This is a genomic window from Amycolatopsis orientalis (genome assembly GCF_000943515.2).
Lineage (GTDB): Bacteria > Actinomycetota > Actinomycetes > Mycobacteriales > Pseudonocardiaceae > Amycolatopsis > Amycolatopsis orientalis.
Genome location: NZ_CP016174.1, coordinates 6,442,438 through 6,462,723 on the forward strand (window position 1 = coordinate 6,442,438; position 20,286 = coordinate 6,462,723).

Genomic DNA, 20,286 nt, shown 5'->3' on the forward strand with positions numbered 1-20,286 from the left:
AACCCTCTTTGCCACTCACGACCCCATTCAGGACCGTACAGGCAGGCATCAATCGGACATCGATTGACCGAAAACTGTCCTGTGTGGACAGTAGTGATGCGCTCTGCCTCATCAGGGAGCCATGCCCCTACCGCTCCACGAAACGCGAAGGCCGCCAACCGCGGCGCTTGCCCCGCCGGACCGCGGCCACCACCACGCCCGCCGCGACGGCAGCGGCCACCCCGGCGAGGGCGAGCACACCGGAAACCTTGTCCGCGCCACCACGCGCGGGGGCGGCCGCGGGGACGACGACGGTGTCCGGGCCGACGCTCGGCGGCCCTCCCGGTCCCGGCGTCCCGGCCGGGATGGCGGCGGAAACGGCGGCGTAGGCGTCGATCGAGCCCCAGCCCCGGCGCGGATCGTGCCCTCCGCCCGGGCCGCGGTGCGCGGTCAGGGTCAGCCGGGCGACGACCTGCTCCGGCGAAAGCCCGGGGTGATACGCGCGCACGAGCGCGGCGACGCCCGCGACATGGGCGGCGGCGAGGCCGGGATCGCTCACCGGCCACCGGTGCGCCACGGTCCCGCCCGCGCCGGCCGAGGTGCTGACCAGTTCGGCGCCGGGTGCGGAAATCCCGAGGTAGGAGCCGGATTCCGCCTGCACCGCCTCGCCTGCCTGATTGGTAGACCCCACCGCGAGCACGCCGGGCGTCGCGGTCGGATAGGACGTCTGGCCCTGCTGTGTCCCCGCGGCGGGCGACACGATCAGCGCGCCTTTCTCCCTGGCGCGCGAGACGGCGCCGGACAACGCGGGGCTGTCGGAAGCGGCCGGGACGGCGATCAGGATGATCCCGGCACCGCGGTTGAGCGCCGTCTCGATCGCGGACGCGAGCTGACCGGGATCGCCGCCGCCGTTCGCCTGCGTGTAGCGCAGCGGCAGGAGCTTCACCCCGGGAGCGATCCCGGCGAAGGTGGTGGACGGATCCGGCTGCGCGCCGACGATCCCGGCGGCGATCGTGCCCCGGCCGTCGCAGTCCTCGGCCTCGGTGCCCTGTCCGCCGACGAGCTGACCGCGGGCGAACTGGCCGTTGCCGCCGTCCACCCCGGTGCCGATCACCGCGACCAGCTGCCCGGTGCCGCGCGAAAGCGGCCAGACCCGCGCGGGGTCGATCAGCCGCTGGCCCCACGGAACGGCGGCGGTGTAGGTCCCCGTCGGGTTCGCGCACTGCTCGGCGACCGCTGTCGCCGGGACCGGTGCGCCGAGCAGTGCCATGAGTCCGGCGCATCCCGCGACGGCACTTTTACCGGCAAAGCCCACCATTCCTCCAGAATTCCCTTGTCACACAAGGGAATTCTACTGGTCCGATGATGACCACTCAAGTCAGCGCAGGTCCATCCCGAGGTCGAGCGCGGGCGAGGAATGGGTGAGCGCGCCGACCGCGAGGAAGTCCACACCGGACTCCGCGTAGGCCCGCGCGACGTCCAGCCGGAGTCCGCCCGAGGATTCCAGCCGGGTCTTCGGCGAGACCTCGTCACGCCGGTCGACGGCCTTCGCGCATTCGTCCGGTGTGAAGTTGTCGAGCAGCACCTCGTCGGCCCCCGCGGCGAGCGCCTCCTCCAGCTGGGCCAGGTCGTCGACTTCGACCTCGCAGTGCAGTTCGGGCGCGTGCGCCCGGGCCGCGGCGAGCGCCGCGGTCACCGAACCGGCGGCGACGACGTGGTTGTCCTTGATCAGCACCGCGTCACCGAGGCCGAGCCGGTGGTTCACCCCGCCACCCGCGCGGACCGCGTACTTCTCCAGCAACCGCAGTCCGGGCAAGGTCTTGCGGGAATCGCGGACCTGACAACCGGTACCGTCCACTTCGGACACCCAAGCCGCGGTCGCGGTGGCGATGCCGGAGAGGTGGCACAGCAGGTTCAGCGCGGTGCGTTCGGCGGTGAGCAGGCCGCGCACCGGACCGCGCACGACCAGCGCGGGCTCGCCGGCGGTCAGCCGGTCACCGTCGTCGCGGGCGGCCAGGATCTCCAGGTCCTTGCCGAGGACCAGGTCGAACACCGCGAGCGCCACCGGGATCCCGGCGACCACGCCCGCCGTCCTCGGCGTGAGTTCGGCCAGCGCGTTCGCGGCTTCGGGCACGGTGGCGTTCGTCGTCGCGTCGGGCCCGTACCGCAGATCCTCGGTCAAGGCCGTCGTGACGACACGGTGCACATCGAGGACGTCGAGGCCGTGATCGGCCAGCGCCTTGGTGACCCACGGGGAGAATTCGCTCATGCCACACCCTCCAAAGCGATCGGATCGGCCAGCACCGGCTGCCCCGACGGGCTGAGCCGGATGAGCTGGCCGCGTTGCCAGACGTTGTCGTCGCGTTCGGGGAAATCGGTCCGCACATGGCAACCGCGGGACTCCGTCCGGCGCGCGGCCGCCGCGACCAGTGCCTCCGCCACCAGGGTGAGCGCCGCGTCCTCCACGAGCCGAGGCGTCCACAAAGGACTCTCGATCACCGAAAGATCCAGCACCGAACCGACGACCGAAAGGCCTTCGGCGTCCCGGCCGATCGCGGCGTAGCGGCTCATCGCCCGCTGCAGCGCGTCACGGTCGGCCACCGGCACCTCCGCCGGAGGCGCGAGCACGCCGCGGCGCGGGTCGGCGAGCCTGCCCGTGGCGAGATCCGCCGCGACCGCTTCGGCCGCCCGGCGACCGGCCACCAGACCTTCGAGCAAACTGTTGGAGGCCAGTCGATTCGCGCCGTGCAGACCGGTCCTCGCGACCTCACCCGCCGCGTAGAGCCCACGGACGCCGGAACGTCCGTCCACAGTGGTCACCACACCGCCGCAGGCGAAATGCGCCGCGGGCGTGACCGGGATCGGCTCCGCCGCCGGATCCAGTCCGATCGCCGCGCACGCCGCGTACACGGTTGGGAAGCGCTTGGCGAACCCGGAGATCCCTGTCGCGTCAAGGAAGACGTGGTCGTCGATACCGCCGGGCGCCTGCGTCATCCGGCGGGTGATCGCCGCCGACACGACGTCCCGCGGCGCGAGATCACCGAGCGGATGCACGCCGCGCATGACCGAAGCCCCCGTCGCGTCGTGCAGGGTGGCACCTTCGCCGCGCACCGCCTCGGTGACCAGCGGGAGGCGGCCGCGCGCGCCGGGCGTGAACAGCACCGTCGGATGGAACTGGACGAACTCGACGTCCGCCACCTGCGCCCCCGCGCGCAACGCGAGCGCCAGCCCGTCCCCCGTGGCGATCTCCGGATTCGACGTCGCCTGGTACAGCTGCCCCAGCCCGCCACTGGCCAGCAGCACCGCCGGTGCCCGCACGACACCGGGCACGCCGTTGTGGTCCAGGACGGTCACGCCGACGACCTCGCCCGCGGGTGTGCGGATCGCGTCGACGGCGATGTGGTGCTCCAGTACCGGGATCCGCCGGTCACCGGCCTTCGCGACCAGCGTCCGCTCGACCTCCGCGCCGGTCGCGTCGCCACCGGCGTGGATGACGCGGAACGCGCTGTGCCCGCCTTCCCGGGTACGCGCCAGTTCGCCATGGCCTTCGACGGCCGGGTCGAAGCGGGCGCCCTCCGCCCGCAACCTGGCCACCGCGGCCGGGCCGCCGTCGATGATCGAGCGGACGGCGTCCTCGTCGCACAGTCCGGCGCCCGCGGTGACCGTGTCCGCCGCGTGCTTGCCGACCGAGTCACCCGGCTCGTGCTCACCCTCCAGCACGACCGCGATCCCGCCCTGTGCCCAGCGGGTGTTCCCCTCGGAGACCGCCGCCTTGGTGACGACCAGGACGTGCAGCCCGAGTTCCCGCGCGCGCAGCGCGGCGGTGAGACCGGCGACCCCGCTGCCGATCACCACGAGATCGGCGGCGGCCTCCCACACCGGGTGGGTTTTCGCCTGAAGGGCGGTAACCGGGTCGGTCATTCTCCGCCGCCAGGCTGCCCGATCTCGATCATGCGCTGCACGGAAGCGCGGGCACGGGCGGCGGTCTCGGCGTCGACGTGGACCTCGTCCGCACCCTCACGCAACGACCGCAGCAGGGCGGCCGGGGTGATCATCTTCATGTACCGGCAGGACGCCCGGTCGTTGACCGCGCGGAAGTCGATCTCCGGCGCGGCCTTGCGCAACTGGTGGATCATGCCGATCTCGGTGGCCACGAGCACCGACTTCGCCTTGGTGTCACGGGCCGCGTGGACCATGTCGCCGGTCGAGAGGATCTTGACCCGCTCCGGGGCGACAGCGCCCTCGCCCGCCAGGTACAGCGCCGACGTCGCGCAGCCGCATTCCGGGTGGATGAACAGGTCGGCGTCCGGGTTCTCCGAAGCCCGCTCGGCCAGCTCGGCACCGTTGATCCCGGCGTGGACGTGGCACTCCCCGGCCCAGATGTGCATGTTCTCCCGGCCGGTCACGCGCTTGACGTGCGCGCCGAGGAACTGGTCCGGCAGGAACAAAACCTCCTGGTCAGCGGGGATGGAGGCGACCACGTCGACGGCGTTCGACGAGGTGCAGCAGATGTCGGTCTCCGCCTTGACCTCGGCCGTGGTGTTCACGTAGGACACGACGACCGCCCCGGGGTGCTCGGCCTTCCAGGCGCGCAGCTGCTCGCCGGTGATCGAGTCCGCGAGCGAGCAGCCCGCCCGCGCGTCCGGGATCAGGACCGTCTTCTCCGGCGCCAGGATCTTCGCCGTCTCGGCCATGAAGTGCACGCCGCAGAAGACGATGGTCGACGCGTCGCTGCTCGCCGCGATACGGCTGAGCGCGAGGGAATCGCCGGTGAAATCGGCGATGTCCTGGATCTCGGGGACCTGGTAGTTGTGCGCGAGCAGGACGGCGTCGCGCTTGCGAGCGAGGCTCCGCACCTCCTCCGCCCAGGCCGCGTCGGCGACGACGCCACCGTAGGGAGTCAGGTCGTTCTGCAGGATGCTCGTCATCGTTCTGGCCCTCCGGACCGATTTGTCCACTGTCGGTTTTCGCCTTACAATCGAAAACCGTGCGAAGTCATCTTAACACCCAGACCCCCCTCGCCCACGAGGTTTTGGGAGCGGTCCTGCAAGTGCGCTCGGACACACTCCGGGTCCTGCTGTGGCGTCGTGCGCTCGATCCGCATCTGGGCCGCTGGTCCCTTCCCGGCGGCAGGCTGCGCCCGGACGAAGACGTCGAGGCGTCGATCCGGCGGCAGCTCGCCGAGAAGGTCGACATCTGCCAGCTGAAGCACGTCGAGCAGCTGGCGGTGTTCAGCGCGCCGGACCGGGTGCCGGGGCCCCGCGTCGTGGCGACGGCGTTCCTCGGCCTCGTACCGTCCGATGTGGACCCGGAAATCCCGGAAGACACCGAATGGCACGACGTGTCCGCGCTGCCGCGAACGGCGTTCGACCACGAGTCCATCGTGCTGCGCGCGCGGGACCGGCTTCGTTCGAAGCTCTGCTACACGAATCTCGGGTTCGCGCTCGCCCCGGAAGAGTTCACCGTATCGGCGTTACGGAGGCTGTACTCGGCTGCGCTGGGTTACCGGGTGTCCGCGACGAACCTGCAACGCGTGCTGTCCCGGCGAGGACTGCTCGTCCCCACCGGGCACACCGCCCCGCCCGGCCGCAGCGGTGGCCGTCCGGCGGCGCTCTTCTCCTTCGCGGGCAAGGGTATGCAGATCACCGACCCGTTCGCGGTGTTCCGCCCGCCGGCCGGGAAGTGACCGTCCTGCGAAGTCCACGCGGTCCCCGTACCTTGAACGGGTGACCGAGCCGAGCGAGGAGTCCACCGGGAAGGCGATCTTGCCGCTGTTCCCGCTACAGACAGTGCTTCTGCCCGGAACACACCTTCCGTTGCACATCTTCGAACCGCGGTACCGGCAGCTGATGACGGATCTCGTCGGCGACGTCATCCCGGACCGCGAATTCGGTGTCATCGCGCTGCGCACGCCGGTGATCAGGGAGGTCAGCGGGCCCGAGCACGTCCACGAAGTCGGCTGCAGCACGGTGCTGCGCGAGGCGAAACGGCTGCCGGACGGCAGATTCGACGTCGTCACCACCGCGCGGCGCCGGTTCCGGCTGCTCGAACTCGACCGGGTTTCGGCGCCTTACCTGATCGGTTCGGTCGAATGGGTGCCCGACGACCGGGTCTCCAGCGTGCCCGGCGAGACCGTGACCAGGCTCGCCGACGTCGCCAAGGCCGCGCACCGGCGCTACTGCGAGTCCGCCTGGCACGCCGACGACTGGACCACCCCGCCCGACGACGGCGACATCGCCGCCCTCGCCTACCGGCTCACCGCGGACTGCCTGCTCCCCTTTGAGGACCGGCAGCACCTGCTGGAAGAGACCAACCCGCTGCGGCGGCTGCGGATCGCCTGCCGCCTGCTGACGCGGGAGGCCGGGTTCCTGAACACCCTCGGCGCTGTGCCGATGCCGCCGGGGGAACTCGGCGAGTTCACCCGCCCTTCAAACCTGAACTGAACCCCCTCAAGACCGAACCCCCTCAAGCGCCATGAAAGGTCCTTTCCTTGCAAATTTTGCAAGGAAAGGACCTTTCATGGCGCGCGCGAGACCCTACTTTCCGGACTCCTGGGCAGGGCCCTCGTCGTCCGAACCGTTGCCGCCGCCGAACTTGCTCCACACCTTGCCCGCCGCCCCGGACACCGCCTCGCCGACGTCGCTGAACACCTTCGTCAGCGGGTCGGCCGAGCTGTTCCAGGAGTCCTTGTACGACTTCGCGGCCGACTTCAGGTCGTCGGTCCAGGTGGACGACGGCGAGTCGGCGTCACGGCGCGGATACTCGCCGGCCAGGATCGCCCGGTACTCCTCCGAGGCGGCCCACTTCTGCAGCTGCGCGGCGCGTACGACGGCCAGCGGATGCGACATCGTCTCGACGTAACGCAGCTTGAGGTAGCTGTCCCGGATGTCGTCGACCGACTCGTACTCCGAGGCCTGCTGCAGGAACGCCGGGATGTCGATCTTCGCCGGGTCGACGCCGCCCGCGACCAGGATCTGCGACCGCAGCGCCGCCGTCGGGTCCTGCGAGCACAGCAGCCCGGCGCGGTCGCAGGACAGCTCGGCCTTGCGGTACCACTCGCGCAGCGCGGCGATGACGACGCGGATGCCGATGGCGCTCACCGGCGTCCACGACATCGACATCTGCAGGCCGATCAGCCGGATCATGATCGTGCGGTACACCGCGTGCCCGGACAGCACGTGCCCCATCTCGTGCCCGATCACGAACCGCAGCGACGCCAGGTCCATCGCCTCGACGGCCGCGGTGTTGAGCACGATGAACGGCTCGTCCATGCCGATCGTCTGCGCGTTGACCTCGGGGCTGCGGGCGACGAACAGGTTCGGCACGCGGTCGAGGTCGAGCGTTTCGGCGCATTCGTTGCGCAGCTTGTCCAGTTCCGGGTACTGCTTCGGGCCGACCCGGATCGCGGACGCCAGCGCCATGAGCCGCTCGCCGCGTTCGGCGTAGAAACCGGAAACCGCCTTCACGACCTGCGCGAATCCGGGAACCGCGCGCAGGGTGGCCAGCGCGCCGCGGTCGACGGGGTGTTCGTAGGCCCGCGGGCTGATGCCGGGGAACCGGACGGCGTTGTGCCGGGAAACCTCGATGTCGTCAGTCAAGAAAAGCCCCCTAGAGAAGTCCCGGCCCACCCTAGAGGAAAAACGTCAGCCGAGGCGGCGGCCCAGATCTTCCCGGCCGTTCCACGCGGTCAGCAGCGTGTAGGCCAGCGTGGTCATCAGCGGCGCCGCGAGCATGATCCAGGTCGACTCGATCTGCGGCGCCTTCAGGATGACGTCACCGACGGCGGGCGCCGCCCCGATCTCGTAGCGGCCGTTGGCGAACGAGACACCCATCGTCGTGCCGAGCCAGCCCGCGAGCGTCGCGCCACCGGTGGCCGCGATCAGCACGACCGGGCCACGGCGTTCCCGCAGGAGCCAGGTCACGACGCCGATCAGCAGCCCGGCGGCGAGGGCGAGGAAACCGTAGATGGCGAGGTCGTCGAAGCGGTGCCAGCTCTCCAGTTCCAGTGGCGCGAGGCCGCCCTCGGCGTTGATCACCCGCATGCGCTGCGGCGGCGCGAGCCGCGACCACAGCCACGCCAGCGGGAAGCCGAGCAGCCCGGCCGTGGACAGCACGCTGACCGCCGGCAGCAGATCGGCCTTGACGACGACCTTGGGATGCGGACGGCGCGGCTTCGGCAGCATGGGCACCGACCAGGGGTCGGGCACGCTGGAAGACAGGTGTGCCGGTTTGCCCGACGTCTCGCCCAACCCGGACTCCTCCCTCACGCTGCTTGTGCAGAGCGTAACCAATGACGCTCCCAGCGCACGCAACCCGGCACTCTCACGCGTTTCGTCCTCTGGATGCGGTACTTGCGCGTGCAATTACCGCGTCCAGAGGACGAAACGCGGGTCAGCCGGAAAGCGAGCCGTGGCGGCTGCACCGCGCGGTCCAGCCGACCGGGGTGATCTGGACGACCATCCGACGCGCGCAGAACGTGCAGTAGCGCGGCGGTTCGAGTGCCGTTCTCGGGTTGTGGCAGGCGGGATGTTCCGCGCCGCCGTCGGACGGCTGTCCACAGTGGACGCAGAACGCCGGTCGGTCAGAGGACGTCACTGATCGCCTTCACCGGCATCTTCAGCTCTTCGAGCATCTCCAGATCCGCGGTGGCCGGGCGGCCGAGGTTGGTCAGGTAGTTGCCGACGATGATCGCGTTGATACCGCCGAGCATGCCCTGCTTGGTGCCCAGATCGCCGAAGGTCAGCTCGCGGCCGCCGGAGAACCGGAGCAGCGGACGCGGCATCGCCAGCCGGAAGGCGGCCACGGTGCGCAGCGCGTCCTTGCCCTCGACGACCTCGTAGCCCTCGTACGGCGTCCCCGGCTGCGGGATGAGGAAGTTCATCGTGCACTCGTCCGGGTTCAGCTCGGCCAGCTGCGCGGCGAACTCGGCACGCTGCTCGATGCTCTCCCCCATGCCGATGATGCCGCCGCAGCAGACCTCCATGCCGGCCTCGCGGATCATGCGCAGGGTCTCCCAGCGCTCTTCCCACGTGTGCGTGGTGACGACGTTCGCGAAATGCGAGCGCGCGGTCTCCAGGTTGTGGTTGTAGCGGTGCACGCCCATCTCGACGAGTTCGTCGACCTGCTCCTGGGTGAGCATCCCGAGCGAGCAGGCGATCTGGATGTCGTTGCCGTCCTCGCGGATGGCCTTGATCCCCTCGCGCACCTGCGAGAGCAGCCGCTTGTCGGGGCCGCGGACGGCGGCGACGATGCAGAACTCGGTCGCGCCGGTCTCGGCGGTCTGGCGAGCGGCCTTGACCAGGCCGGGGATGTCCAGCCACGCCGAACGGACCGGCGTCGGGAACCGGCCGGACTGCGAGCAGAAGTGGCAGTCCTCCGGGCAGCCGCCGGTCTTGAGGCTGATGATGCCCTCGACCTCGACCTCGGGGCCGCACCAGCGCATCCGGACCTCGTGGGCCAGCGCCAGCAGGTCGGTCAGGTGCTCGTCGCCGAGCCGCAGCACTTCGAGGATCTGTTCTTCGGCGAGCCCGACGCCACGCTCGAGGACCTGGTCACGCGCCACGGCGAGGATGTCGACGGTCTCCGGGGCTGTGGTCACGAGGCGGCTCCTGTTCGGGTGGGGCATCAAAGCGAAGGCACATCATCGTGCACGACCGGAAGGCTCTCACACAGCGACGAAGGTCACTTCTGGGCGGAGGCGCTGCCGACGAAGCACTCCGGGTCGAACTCCCCGCCGAACCACGGCGAGAGACCCGCCCTGGCCCGCGCGGCGAACTCTTCCCGCCCGGCCGTGCCCAGCCCGGCGGGCAGCACGCCCAGCAGCGGGGCACCGGCCGCGACCGGCAGGTCACGCAGGTTCGACACCGCGGCCAGGTCCGGCTCGTCGGGCCACGAGCCGATGATCACCCCGGCCACGGTGAGCCCGCGCCTGGTCGCGACCTCGGCGGTCAAGGCGGTCGCGTTGAGCGTGCCCAGCCCCGCCTCGGCCACGATGATGACCAGCGCGCCGAGCGACCACGCGACGTCGGCCAGGGTGGCGCCGTCGGCGTCGAACCGGACCAGCAGGCCGCCCGCGCCCTCGATGAGGGTGAGGTCGTGCTCGCCGTTGAGGTCGCTCGCGGCGGCGGCGATCTCGCTCGGGGACAGCGTCGGCTGCCCGGACAACCGCGCGGCGGCTTCCGGTGACAGCGGATCCGGATATCGCCGCAGCTCGCGCGTGGTGACCGGACCGGCGAGGCGCAGGACGTCGGCGAGGTCGCCGGGCTCGTCCGGCCCCACCCCGGTCTGCGCCGGTTTCAGCACGGCGACGCGCTGGCCCTGACCGGCGGCCAGGGCGGCGATGGCGGCGGTGGAGATCGTCTTGCCGACACCGGTTCCGGTGCCGGTCATGACCAGCATGCTCACGTGGGTTGAACTTAGTGGGTCGGGCTGGAGAGGAGCTGAAGGGGACCATCCCCGCATGCGATCGGGTGAAGGGCGCTTTCACCTCATGGCATGCGGGGAAGGCGTCCTTCAGCTCCCGGAAGCGGTCACGGCACCCACCGGGACGAAGGACGGGCTCCCGTCGTCGGTCAGATAGACCTGGGCAGCCCCGACGTCGAAGTACATCCCGGTCAGGTGCAGTTCGCCGCGTGCCTCCGCTTCGGCGATCAGCGGATAGTGACGCAGGTGGTCCAGCTGCTGAAGCACGTTCTGCAGCGCCAGCCGGTTGACCTCGGCGTCCGGCCGCTCGCCGTCGAGGGTCACCGTGACCTTGCGCTTGGCGCTCGGCTCGGCGTGCCGCAGCCAGGAGGCCAGCATCGGCGCGCCGTCGGGGGCGCCGGTGGCCAGCGCCTGCATCGCGCCGCAACCGGAATGCCCGCAGACCACGATCTCGCGCACCTTCAGCACGCCGACGGCGAACTCCACGGTGGCGCCCATCGACGGGTCGGCCTGGCGCGCGGGCACCAGGTTCCCGATGTTGCGGACGGTGAAGAGGTCGCCAGGACCGCTGGTGGTGATCATGTTCGGCACGATCCGGGCGTCACCGCAGGTGATGAACAGGGTGTGCGGCGACTGACCGCCCGCCAGCTTGCTGAGCGCGGGCTGCATGAGCGCGGCGGTGCGCCGCTGGAACTCGGTCGCCCCGCGACGGGTCGGCCCGCCGCGCTGACCGGGTACCTCGACGTCCTTGGCCTGCCAGTCCGACCAGGGCGCGAGGAACCGGGGCACCGAACGCACCGCGTCCGTCCGGGTCAGGGTGGGATCGCCGGACTTGCCGTTGGCGAACCACGGATGCCCGACCTCGTCGACGACCACCTCGCCACCGGCCCGTTCGTGCGCCTGCTGCCAGTTCGAAAGGCTTTCGAAAGCGGCGTGGTCGAGGTAGTCGACGACAAGCTCCAGGGTCACCTTCGCGCCATTGGGCACGGTCGCGAGCACCCGGCTCAGCCTCGGCACCGAAAGGAACGTGAGGACGCCTTCGACGACGACACGCCACTCGTCACCGTGGCGTTCGGCGTGGATCCCTGACCACACCGTGCGCCGCAGCATGAGCAGGACCGACAGCGCGATGCCGAGCAGCACACCGGTGAGCAGGTCGAAGACGACGACACCGGCGAGCGTCACCAGGTACAGCCCGAGGTCACCGTGTTTGAGGACCTGGCGCATGTGCCCGGGGTTGACCAGTTTCGCGCCGACGTGGACGAGCAGGCCGGCCAGCGCCGCGAGCGGGATGTTCTGGATCAGCCCGGCGAACGCGGCGACGAAGACCAGGATCCAGAGCCCGTGCAGGATCGCGGACGCGCGGGTGCGGGCGCCGGTGGCGACGTTGGTCGAGCTGCGGACGATCACGCCGGTGACCGGGAGGCCGCCCAGCGCGCCGGAGGTCATGTTCGCGGCGCCCTGGCCGATCAGTTCGCGGTCGAGGTTCGATCGCGGCCCGGTGTGCATCTTGTCGACCGCGACGGCCGACAGCAGGCTCTCCACGCTGGCGATCAGCGCGATGGTGATGACCGCGATGGCGAACGCGCCCCACCCGGTGTCCGGGAACTCGGGGGCGAAGCGGATGTTGAGCAGGTCACCGGGCAGGTCGACGCGGGGCAGGGTCATCCCGGCGACGACGGACAGCACGGTCGTCACCGCGATGGCGGCCAGGGGGCCGGGGATCTTCCGGACGGACCCGGGCAGCCGTGGCCACAGCAGCAGGATGCCGATGGTGAGCACACCGATCAGCGTGGCGGTGTCGTGATGGCCGACGATCTGCGCGGGCAGCTGGGCGATGTTCTTGAGCGCGGAGCTCTGGGCCGAGCCGCCCAGTACGACGTGGAGCTGGCCGAGGACGATGGTGACGCCGATACCGGCGAGCATGCCGTGCACGATGGCGGGCGAGATCGCGAGCGCCGCGCGGGCGATGCGGCTCAGCCCGAGCAGGATCTGCAGCGCCCCGGCGGCGACGGTGATCGCGCAGGTGGTCGCCCAGCCGAAGGTGGCGATCGTTTCGGCCATGATCACCGTCAGCCCGGCGGCCGGGCCGCTGACCTGAAGCGGGGAGCCGCCGAGCGCGCCGGCGACCACACCGCCCACCACGGCCGCGATCAGCCCGGCGACGATCGGCGCCCCGGAGGCGAGCGCGATCCCGAGTGACAGCGGGACGGCGACGAGGAACACCACCAACGAGGCGGGCAGGTCGTGCCGAAGCACGGCGAGAGGTCGTTTCGAGGACACCAACATGATCACCAGGAAACTGGTGATTTGTCCGCTATGCACCACCTGATCGAGTGAATATCGTCCTACAACCGGGTGGCGTGGCCCACTTTCGGGCTGCTTTGTTACCGGGAGATGTCCCCGGCGTTTCGGAAAGCCTTGCCACGTCCCGGATCCTGGGAGGTATCGATCGGCCACCCGACCAAGACGCCTTGCGCGTGAAGGCCCCCTTCCCTCGGCTGAGCCGAGGGAAGGGGGCCTTCACGCGCATCCGGAGGAGTCAGGACTTCACCGGCGAAGCGGCCGAGGTGAACGACCGGTGCGCCGCGTCGAGCAGGTACACGCTCGCCTTGCCGACGTCGAAGTACATTCCGGTGAGCCGGAGTTCACCGCGTGCCAGCGCGGCCTCGACCACCGGGTACGAGCGCAGGTTCTCCAGCTGCCGCACCACGTTGTGCAGCGCGAGCTGATCGGCCTCACGGCCGGGACGGGCGCCGTCGAGCAGCACCGGTCCCTCGCTTTCCCGGCGCCGCACCGTTTCCTCGCCATGGCGCAACCAGCCGCCGAGTTGGGTGAGCCCGGTGGGCGCGTCGCCGAGCAGCGCTTTCATCGCACCGCAGCCGGAATGCCCGCACACCACCACTTCCCGCACCCTCAGCAGCCCGACGGCGTACTCGATCGCCGCCCCCACCGAGAAATCCGCTTCGGCACTGGCCGGTGGGACGAGATTCCCGATGTTCCGCACGGTGAACAGGTCCCCCGGCCCGCTCGTGGTGATCAGGTTCGGCACGATGCGCGCGTCGCCGCAGGTGATGAACAGCGTATGCGGCGCCTGCCCGTGCGCGAGCCCGTCCCAGGTCCGCCGCAGCAGCGGCGCGGTCCGCCGCTGGAATTCCGAAGCACCGCGGCACAACGGGACGCTGCCGCCGCGCTGGGCCGGCAGTTCGAGGTGCTCCGCCTGCCATTCCGACCACGGCGCGAGCCAGCGCGGCACCACCCGGGACGCCACACCGCGCCGCACGGTCGGCACACCGGCCTTGCCGCGTTCGAACCACGGATGCCCGATCTCGTCGACGACGACCACCCCGCCGTTCCGCTCGTACGCGCACTGCCACCCGCGCAGGCAGTCGAAAGCGGCGTGGTCGAGATAGTCGACGAAGAGTTCCAGCGTCACTTCGGACCGCTCGGGGACTCCGGCGAGGACGGTCGTGAGCCTTGGCACGGAAAGGAAAGTGAGCGCGCCCTCGATGACGACGCGGGTCCGCGCGCCGTCCGGTTCGATGTGGATGCCGGAGAACAGCATCCGGCGCAGCATGAGCGCGAGCGACACCGCGATCCCCGCGGCGACCCCGGTGAGCAGGTTGACGGCGACCGCGCCGGTCAGGGTCGCGAGGTAGACGGGCAGGTCGCCGTGGCGGCGGACCTCACGGAGGCTGGTGACGTTGACCAGTTTGGCGCCGACGTAGACGAGGAGCCCGGCGAGTGCGGCGAGCGGGATCAGCCGCAGCGCGCCGGCCAGGAACACGCAGCAGCCGAGAATCCAGGCGCTGTGCAGGATCGCGGAGGCCCGGCTGCGGGCGCCCGCTTCGAAGTTGGTCATGGTGCGGACGACGACGCCGGTGACCGGGAAGCCGCCGAGCGATCCGGCGGCGATGTTCGCCAGCCCCTGTCCGATCAGTTCGCGGTTGAGGTCGGTGCGGGGCCCGTCGCGCAGCTTGTCCACGGCGAGGGCCGAAAGCAGGCTTTCCAGGCTGGCGATGAGCGCGATGGAGAGTACGGCGCCGGTGATTGCCACCCAGGAGCCGGACGGCGCTTCGGGGACGAAACCCAGTCCCGGCAAGCCGTTCGGCAGGTCGACGCGCGGCAGGTCCATGCCGGCCGCGACGGAAAGAGTGGTGGCGAGGGCGACGGCGGCGAGCGGACCGGGGACGCGGCGCACCGAACGCGGCATCCGGGTCCACGCCAGCAGGACGCCCACGGTGACCACGCCGACCAGGGCGGCCTGGTCGTGATGGCCGACGATCCGGCCCGGCAGCGCGAGGACGTTCGCGATCGCGGAACCCTGCGCCGCTCCGCCCAGCACGACGTGCAACTGGCCGAGGACGATGATCAGGCCGATCCCGGCGAGAAGGCCGTGCACGATCGCCGGTGAGATCGCCAGCGCGGCCCTGGCGAAGCGGCTGACGCCGAAGAGGATCTGGACCAGGCCGGCCGCGGCGGTGATGGCGCAGGTGGCGGCCCAGCCGAAGGTGGCGATGGTCTCCGCGAGGACGACGGTCAGCGCGGCGGACGGTCCGCTGACCTGAAGGGCGGAACCACCGAAGAGGCTCGCGACGAGTCCGCCGACGACGGCGGAGACGAGTCCGGCGAGCAAGGGTGCCCCGGCGGCGTGTGCCACGCCGAGGGAGAGAGGAACGGCCACGAGGAAGACGACGACCGAGGCCGGGAGGTCGTGGCGGAGGGTGCTCAGGAGGGTCGAAGTGGAGCGGCGGCGGCCCGGGGGCCCGGTGTCGTGCTCGTCACCAACGATGTCGATCATGGGGGCAGGAAACCGGATCCGCGCCGAAATGTCCGCTACGCAAAGGTTTCTCAGGTTTGCTTGTGCGCCCGAGAACTAGGGCATACCGCCCTTTTGCGACATACCACCCCGAAAAGGTCCCGATCGGACTCGCCCGTTCGCCTGACCAAGATCAACACATGATCACGCGCTGTACCCAGCGTGGCCTTCTCGGTTTGCTGTGGCTGCCGTCACACTCTTTATGGTGAACTTTGTCGTTTTTACGCTTTTTGTGCGGCCGAGACCATTGCGGAAGTGATCTCCGCGAGGTCCCCGGCGCCGGAGATGTAGGGCGGCATCGTGTAGATCAGGTTCCGGAACGGCCGCAGCCAGACGCCGTTCGCGGTGAGGACCTCGGTCGCCACCGCCATGTCCACCGGGTGGTCCAGCTCCACCACGCCGATGGCGCCGAGCACCCGCACGTCGGCGACCGAAGACAGCTCGCGAGCGGGTTCGAGCCCGGCCTTCAGCGCGGCCTCGATCCGCGGCACGTCGGACTTCCAGCCGCCTTCGGCCAGGATCCCCAGCGAGGCGTTGGCCACCGCCGAGGCCAGCGGGTTCGCCATGAACGTCGGCCCGTGCGCGAGCACCGGCAGTTCGCCGCGGGAGATGCCGTCGGCGATCCGCGGCGTGCACAACGTGGCCGCCATCGTCAGGTAACCACCTGTCAGCGCCTTGCCGAGGCACAGGACGTCGGGCGTGACCCCGGCGTGCTCGGCGGCGAACATCCGGCCGGTGCGGCCGAAACCGGTGGCGATCTCGTCGAAGATGAGCAGGACGTCGTTGGCCTCGGTGATCTCGCGCAGCGCGCGCAGGTACGCGGGCGAGTGGAACCGCATACCGCCGGCACCCTGCACGACCGGCTCGACGATGACCGCGGCCAGTTCGCCCGCGTGCCGCTCGATCCCGGCCGCGAGCAGCTCGAGGTACTCCTGATCCGGTTCGTCGCCGAACTCCCCCGGCGGTTTGGGCAGGAACAGCTGGTCCGGCAGGATGCCGCGCCACAGCGAATGCATCCCGCCTTCGGGGTCGCAGACGCTCATCGGCGTGAACGTGTCGCCGTGATAGCCGCCGCGCCAGGTCATCAGGCGCCGCTTTTCCTTACGCCCCACCGACTGCCAGTACTGCAGGCACATCTTGACGGCGACCTCGACCGACACCGACCCGGAGTCGCACAGGAAGACGTGCCGCAGGCCCTCCGGGCTGAGATCGACCAACGTCTTCGCCAGCCTGATGGCCGGTTCGTGGGTGAGCCCGCCGAACATCACGTGACTCATCCGGCCCGCCTGGTCGGCCAGCGCCGCGTCCAGCACCGGATTCCGGTAGCCGTGGATCGCCGCCCACCAGGACGACATGCCGTCGATCAGTTCGCGGCCGTCGTCGAGGGTGAGCCGGACGCCGCTCGCCTCGCGGACCAGCAGGGAGTCGATCGTGCTCGGCATCGGCCCGTACGGGTGCCAGACGTGTTCCGCGTCGAGCGCGAGGAGTTCTGCGGCGTCCATCCCGCGACCCTACGACACGCCTTTCTCAGCGCAGGCGCACAGGGAGGGTCTCCAGCCCGTGGACCAGGGCGCTTTCCCGCCACCGCAAGGTTTCCGGCTCGGCGTCCAGGCTCAGTCGGGGGAACCTGTCCAGCAGACCGCGCAAAGCGATCTCCGCCTCCAGGCGGGCCAGCGGGGCACCGACGCAGTAGTGGATGCCGTGGCCGAACGCGAGATGCCCGTTCGCCGCCCGTGCGACGTCCAGCCGGTCCGGGTCTTCGAACCGCTCGGCGTCCCGGTTGGCGCCGAGCAGGGAGACCAGCACGAACTCGTCCGCCGGGATCTCGACGCCGCCGACCGTGACGGGCTCGGTGGTGAATCGGAGGGTCGCCAGGTGGATCGCGCCGTCGTAGCGGAGGAACTCCTCGACAGCGCCCGGCAGCAGGGCGGGATCGGCGCGGAGCGCCGCCAGCTGCTCCGGCTCGCGCAGCAGGGCGAACACGCTGTTCGCGATCAGGTTGACCGTCGTCTCGAAGCCCGCCACCAGCAGCAGGAACGCCATGGCCAGCAATTCGTCCCCGGAGAGCGAATCGCCCTCGTCACTGGCGTGGATCAGGCCCGAAAGCAGATCTTCGGCGGGCTTCGCGCGCTTCTCGTCGATGAGGGCGACGAGATACGCGTGCATCTTCGCCGCCGCGGCTTGAAGTTCCTCCTGCGTCGACCAGGCGAGCATCGTGTTCGACCACTGCGCGAACGACGACCGGTCGCCCGCGTGCACGCCGAGCAGTTCGCAGATGACCCGGATCGGCAGGGGGACGGCGAAAGCGGGCAGCAGGTCGACGCGCTCCGCGTCCCCGATCCCGTCCAGCAGTTCCGCGGTGATCTGCTCGATCCTCGGCCGCAGCCGGGAAACCGTGCGCGAGGTGAAGGCCTGGTTGACCAGTTTGCGCAGCCGCGTGTGATCCGGCGGATCCAGGTTGAGCATGTGCCCGTTCAGGGCGCGCACGGCGTCGTCACCGCCGGATTCGAAGCCGTGACGTTCGAAGAGCCGCCTCACCTGGGCGGTGTCCTTGCCAACGCGGGGATCCGAGAGCAGGGCGCGGGCCTCGGCGTGCCCGGTGACGATCCAGGCGTTCAGGCCGCGGGGCATCCGGACCTTGCGGGCCGGGCCTTCTTCCCGCAGCAGCGCGGAGATCCGGTGCGGCTCCTGGAGAAAATCCTCGGTCAGCTGCTTCGGTTCTTCGGCTGCCTGCATCGGTACGCCTCCCCCGGCGCGCCGGTCAGCGTTCGGCCAGCGCGGCCACCACTCGCTCGGTCACCTCGGTCCAGTATGCCCGCTGTTCTTCGCGCTCGTCGGCGCCCGCGAGCCATTCCTGGTGGAAGCGGAGCGTGGTCTTCTGCTCGGTGCCGCTCACCGTGATCTGCAGGGTGGAGTCGTGATCCCAGTCCTTCGGCCGCCAGGTCAGCCGGAGCTTGTCGCCTTCGGAGCGGCCGCGGATCTCGCCGGTCGTCCCGTTGGCCGTCTCGTAGGGCGCGCCCAGCTCGCGGCCGAGTTCGGCACCCGGGCCGAGCCAGATCCCCACACCCTCGCGCCCGACCAGGAAGTCCCACACCTGTGCGCCGCTGTACGGCACTGTCTGGGAAACGCCTACCTGCCAACCACTTCCGGCTGTTTTGGTCGCTGCTCTCGTCACCGGTCCATCCTCGCACCGGGTGTACCGTGCGAGGTTCACCGGTCCGGGTGGAGGATCTCTTTCCGTGCGCTACCGTCCGATTTCTCCCGCTCTGCTGGTCTCCGAACTGACCGAACGCATCACGGCGATCACGGCCCGCCGCCGGATCGCGGTCGCCGTCGACGGCGCGGCCGGTGCGACCAACACCACAGAACTCGCCGACGCCCTGGTCGATCCCCTGCGCGTCGCCGGTCACGCGGTGTTGCGGATCTCGGCGAACGACTTCCTCCGCCCCGCCTCACTGCGCTTCGAACGCGGCAAGGAAGACCCCGACGCGCGCTACACCGACTGGCTGGACCTCGGCGCCCTGCGCCGCGAGGTGCTCGATCCCCTCGCCGAGGGCGGCAGCGGGCGGGTCCTCCCCTCGCTGTGGGACCCGGTCCGCGATCGCGCCACCCGCGCCGAACGCGTCGAACTGCCCGAAGGCGGTGTCGTCCTGCTGGACGGCGAGTTCCTGTTCGGCGCGGGCCTCGCGTTCGACCTGAGCGTGCATCTGTGGCTTTCACCCGCCGCGCTCAAGCGGCGGGTGCCCGACCGATGGGCGCTGCCCGCCTACGAGCGCTACGAACAGGAAGTCGATCCGACGGCGCTGTCCGACGTGGTGGTCCGCGTCGACGACCCGAATCACCCCGCGCGCTACGAGCCCTGACGGGCCTTACCGCACTGCCGCGACCGGGTCGCCGTCGAGCAGGCCGGAAAGCCTGCTCGCCATGGTGTCCCAGCGCCAGTTCCCGGCGACCCATTCGCGACCGGCGGCGCCCATCCGCCGCGCCCGCACCGGATCGGCCAGCAACGCGGCCAGCGTCTCCCTCAGCTGCTGTTCGTCACGGCCGTCGACGACGTGCCCGGTGACCTCGTCCAGCACCGTTTCCGGGGCGCCGCCGGAATTCCCGGCGACGACCGGCAGCCCGGTCGCCGAAGCCTCCAGGTACACGATGCCGAGCCCCTCGACGTCGAGGCCCTTCCCGCGCGTCCGGGCCGGCATGGCGAAGACGTCACCGGCGTTGTAGTGCGCGGGCAACTCCTTCCACGGCACCGATCCGGTGATGACGACGTTGTCCCCGACCCCCAGCGCGTCGACGAGGCCGGTGAGCGTCTTGCGGTACGGGCCGCCGCCGACGAGCAGCAGCGCCACGTCCGGGATCCGCCTGCGGAGTTCGGGCAGGATCCGGATGAGCATGTCCTGGCCTTTGCGCGGCACCAGCCGCGAGACGCAGACGATCGTCGGACGGTCGCCGAGACCGTGCCGATCGCGGATCTCCTTGCCCGCGGCGGCGTCCGGGCGGTACAGCGCGGTGTCGACGCCGCACGGGAGCATCTCCAGGCCCGCCATCGGGCCGAAAGCGGCCGAAAAGCGGGAACGCGTGTACTTGCTGACGTAGGTGATCACGTCGACGGTGTCGCCGATCCGCCGCAACGCCTGCCGTGACCCCGGGAGCATCGACCAGCCGACCTCGTGACCGTGCGTCGACGCCAGCACCCGGCGGGCGCCTGCCGACCGCAGCGAATGTCCCAGCAACGCTAGCGGCGCGGCCGCGCCGAACCAGACGGCCTCGCAGTCGCGGGCCCGCATGATCTCCTTGGCCCGCTTGAGAACGTCCGGGGTCGGCAGCATCAGGGACGTCGGATGCCGGACCACCTCGAACGGGGCGGCGGCGTCGAACTCGGTGTGGGAGCCGGTGCTCGATTCCCAAGACGGCGCGTAGACGACGAGGTCGTCCGCGGGCAGGCGGGTGGCCAGCGAGTTCAGGTAGTTCTGGATACCGCCTGGCCGGGGCGGGAAGTCGTTGGTCACCAGCAGGGTCCTCAGCACCCCTGCAGGCTACTTGGCCCTCCGCACGCGAAAGGGGCG

General features: G+C 70.5%; 18 protein-coding genes. 3 read left to right on the plus strand and 15 right to left on the minus strand.

The window, feature by feature from the left end; translation table 11 throughout:
* Positions 1-127: 127 nt before the first annotated feature.
* The 4 genes from SD37_RS27835 to nadA are packed head-to-tail and all read right to left on the minus strand — an operon-like array spanning position 128 to position 4,907.
* The gene (locus tag SD37_RS27835; RefSeq protein ID WP_044850065.1) at positions 128-1,297 is read right to left on the minus strand and encodes a S8 family serine peptidase; all 1,170 of its coding nucleotides are present in this window, start codon (positions 1,295-1,297) and stop codon (positions 128-130) included.
* A gap of 60 nt (positions 1,298-1,357) precedes the next feature.
* Positions 1,358-2,248, minus strand: coding sequence for a carboxylating nicotinate-nucleotide diphosphorylase (gene nadC, locus SD37_RS27840; RefSeq protein ID WP_044850066.1), 891 nt, complete (start codon positions 2,246-2,248; stop codon positions 1,358-1,360).
* The gene (locus SD37_RS27845) at positions 2,245-3,900 is read right to left on the minus strand and encodes an L-aspartate oxidase (protein WP_083255102.1); all 1,656 of its coding nucleotides are present in this window, start codon (positions 3,898-3,900) and stop codon (positions 2,245-2,247) included. Before SD37_RS27845 ends, nadC begins: the two co-directional genes overlap by 4 nt.
* On the minus strand, positions 3,897-4,907 hold the full coding sequence (gene nadA, locus SD37_RS27850; protein WP_037309462.1) for a quinolinate synthase NadA: 1,011 nt from the start codon (positions 4,905-4,907) through the stop codon (positions 3,897-3,899). Before nadA ends, SD37_RS27845 begins: the two co-directional genes overlap by 4 nt.
* Positions 4,908-5,029: 122 nt before the next feature.
* Between nadA and SD37_RS27855 the strand changes: the two genes are divergently transcribed.
* Together SD37_RS27855 and SD37_RS27860 are read left to right on the plus strand one after the other, a co-directional pair.
* Positions 5,030-5,665, plus strand: a complete 636-nt coding sequence (locus SD37_RS27855) for an NUDIX hydrolase (protein ID WP_037309459.1) — start codon at positions 5,030-5,032, stop codon at positions 5,663-5,665.
* 40 nt (positions 5,666-5,705) lie between these two features.
* Complete coding sequence (locus SD37_RS27860) at positions 5,706-6,422, plus strand: LON peptidase substrate-binding domain-containing protein (RefSeq protein WP_044850067.1); 717 nt, start codon at positions 5,706-5,708, stop codon at positions 6,420-6,422.
* A gap of 93 nt (positions 6,423-6,515) precedes the next feature.
* On the opposite strand, the gene SD37_RS27865 is transcribed toward SD37_RS27860, so the two are convergent.
* The 10 genes from SD37_RS27865 to SD37_RS27905 form a co-directional block, all read right to left on the minus strand.
* Complete coding sequence (locus SD37_RS27865) at positions 6,516-7,577, minus strand: M48 family metallopeptidase (RefSeq protein ID WP_044850068.1); 1,062 nt, start codon at positions 7,575-7,577, stop codon at positions 6,516-6,518.
* 45 nt (positions 7,578-7,622) lie between these two features.
* A complete protein-coding gene (locus SD37_RS27870; RefSeq protein WP_044850069.1) occupies positions 7,623-8,228 on the minus strand; it encodes a DUF2567 domain-containing protein in 606 nt (201 codons plus the stop codon).
* A gap of 142 nt (positions 8,229-8,370) precedes the next feature.
* Positions 8,371-8,574, minus strand: coding sequence for a biotin synthase auxiliary protein BsaP (bsaP, locus tag SD37_RS42155; protein ID WP_037309445.1), 204 nt, complete (start codon positions 8,572-8,574; stop codon positions 8,371-8,373).
* A complete protein-coding gene (gene bioB / locus SD37_RS27875) occupies positions 8,561-9,577 on the minus strand; it encodes a biotin synthase BioB (RefSeq protein WP_037309442.1) in 1,017 nt (338 codons plus the stop codon). The genes bsaP and bioB overlap by 14 nt, the downstream gene beginning before the upstream one ends.
* An 83-nt stretch (positions 9,578-9,660) precedes the next feature.
* A complete protein-coding gene (bioD, locus tag SD37_RS27880) occupies positions 9,661-10,377 on the minus strand; it encodes a dethiobiotin synthase (protein WP_173426381.1) in 717 nt (238 codons plus the stop codon).
* 114 nt (positions 10,378-10,491) lie between these two features.
* On the minus strand, positions 10,492-12,690 hold the full coding sequence (locus SD37_RS27885) for a SulP family inorganic anion transporter (protein ID WP_145926749.1): 2,199 nt from the start codon (positions 12,688-12,690) through the stop codon (positions 10,492-10,494).
* Positions 12,691-12,943: 253 nt separating this feature from the next.
* Entirely contained in the window at positions 12,944-15,202 is a 2,259-nt protein-coding gene (locus SD37_RS27890) for a bifunctional SulP family inorganic anion transporter/carbonic anhydrase (RefSeq protein WP_044850071.1), read from the minus strand.
* A gap of 239 nt (positions 15,203-15,441) precedes the next feature.
* On the minus strand, positions 15,442-16,722 hold the full coding sequence (locus SD37_RS27895; RefSeq protein ID WP_044850072.1) for an adenosylmethionine--8-amino-7-oxononanoate transaminase: 1,281 nt from the start codon (positions 16,720-16,722) through the stop codon (positions 15,442-15,444).
* A 25-nt stretch (positions 16,723-16,747) separates the two neighbouring features.
* Positions 16,748-17,956: a cytochrome P450 family protein gene (locus tag SD37_RS27900; RefSeq protein WP_044850073.1), complete on the minus strand. Its 1,209-nt coding sequence runs from the start codon at positions 17,954-17,956 to the stop codon at positions 16,748-16,750.
* A gap of 25 nt (positions 17,957-17,981) precedes the next feature.
* Positions 17,982-18,335, minus strand: coding sequence for an SRPBCC domain-containing protein (locus tag SD37_RS27905; protein ID WP_044850074.1), 354 nt, complete (start codon positions 18,333-18,335; stop codon positions 17,982-17,984).
* A gap of 124 nt (positions 18,336-18,459) precedes the next feature.
* Between SD37_RS27905 and SD37_RS27910 the strand changes: the two genes are divergently transcribed.
* Positions 18,460-19,083 (plus strand): nucleoside/nucleotide kinase family protein, encoded by a 624-nt coding sequence (locus SD37_RS27910; RefSeq protein WP_044850075.1) that lies wholly within the window; start codon positions 18,460-18,462, stop codon positions 19,081-19,083.
* Positions 19,084-19,089: 6 nt separating this feature from the next.
* Here SD37_RS27910 and SD37_RS27915 read toward each other — a convergent pair whose 3' ends face one another.
* The gene (locus SD37_RS27915; protein WP_201788850.1) at positions 19,090-20,247 is read right to left on the minus strand and encodes a glycosyltransferase family 4 protein; all 1,158 of its coding nucleotides are present in this window, start codon (positions 20,245-20,247) and stop codon (positions 19,090-19,092) included.
* Between the last annotated feature and the right edge of the window lie 39 nt (positions 20,248-20,286).

What these genes read in the sequence shown, in the direction of transcription:
- SD37_RS27835 (WP_044850065.1), bottom strand. Translation starts at nt 1,297, where the DNA reads ATGGTGGGCTTTGCCGGTAAAAGTGCCGTCGCGGGATGCGCCGGACTC.
- nadC (WP_044850066.1), bottom strand. Translation starts at nt 2,248, where the DNA reads ATGAGCGAATTCTCCCCGTGGGTCACCAAGGCGCTGGCCGATCACGGC.
- SD37_RS27845 (WP_083255102.1), bottom strand. Translation starts at nt 3,900, where the DNA reads ATGACCGACCCGGTTACCGCCCTTCAGGCGAAAACCCACCCGGTGTGG.
- nadA (WP_037309462.1), bottom strand. Translation starts at nt 4,907, where the DNA reads ATGACGAGCATCCTGCAGAACGACCTGACTCCCTACGGTGGCGTCGTC.
- bioD (WP_173426381.1), bottom strand. Translation starts at nt 10,377, where the DNA reads ATGCTGGTCATGACCGGCACCGGAACCGGTGTCGGCAAGACGATCTCC.
- SD37_RS27885 (WP_145926749.1), bottom strand. Translation starts at nt 12,690, where the DNA reads ATGTTGGTGTCCTCGAAACGACCTCTCGCCGTGCTTCGGCACGACCTG.
- SD37_RS27890 (WP_044850071.1), bottom strand. Translation starts at nt 15,202, where the DNA reads ATGATCGACATCGTTGGTGACGAGCACGACACCGGGCCCCCGGGCCGC.
- SD37_RS27895 (WP_044850072.1), bottom strand. Translation starts at nt 16,722, where the DNA reads ATGGACGCCGCAGAACTCCTCGCGCTCGACGCGGAACACGTCTGGCAC.
- SD37_RS27900 (WP_044850073.1), bottom strand. Translation starts at nt 17,956, where the DNA reads ATGCAGGCAGCCGAAGAACCGAAGCAGCTGACCGAGGATTTTCTCCAG.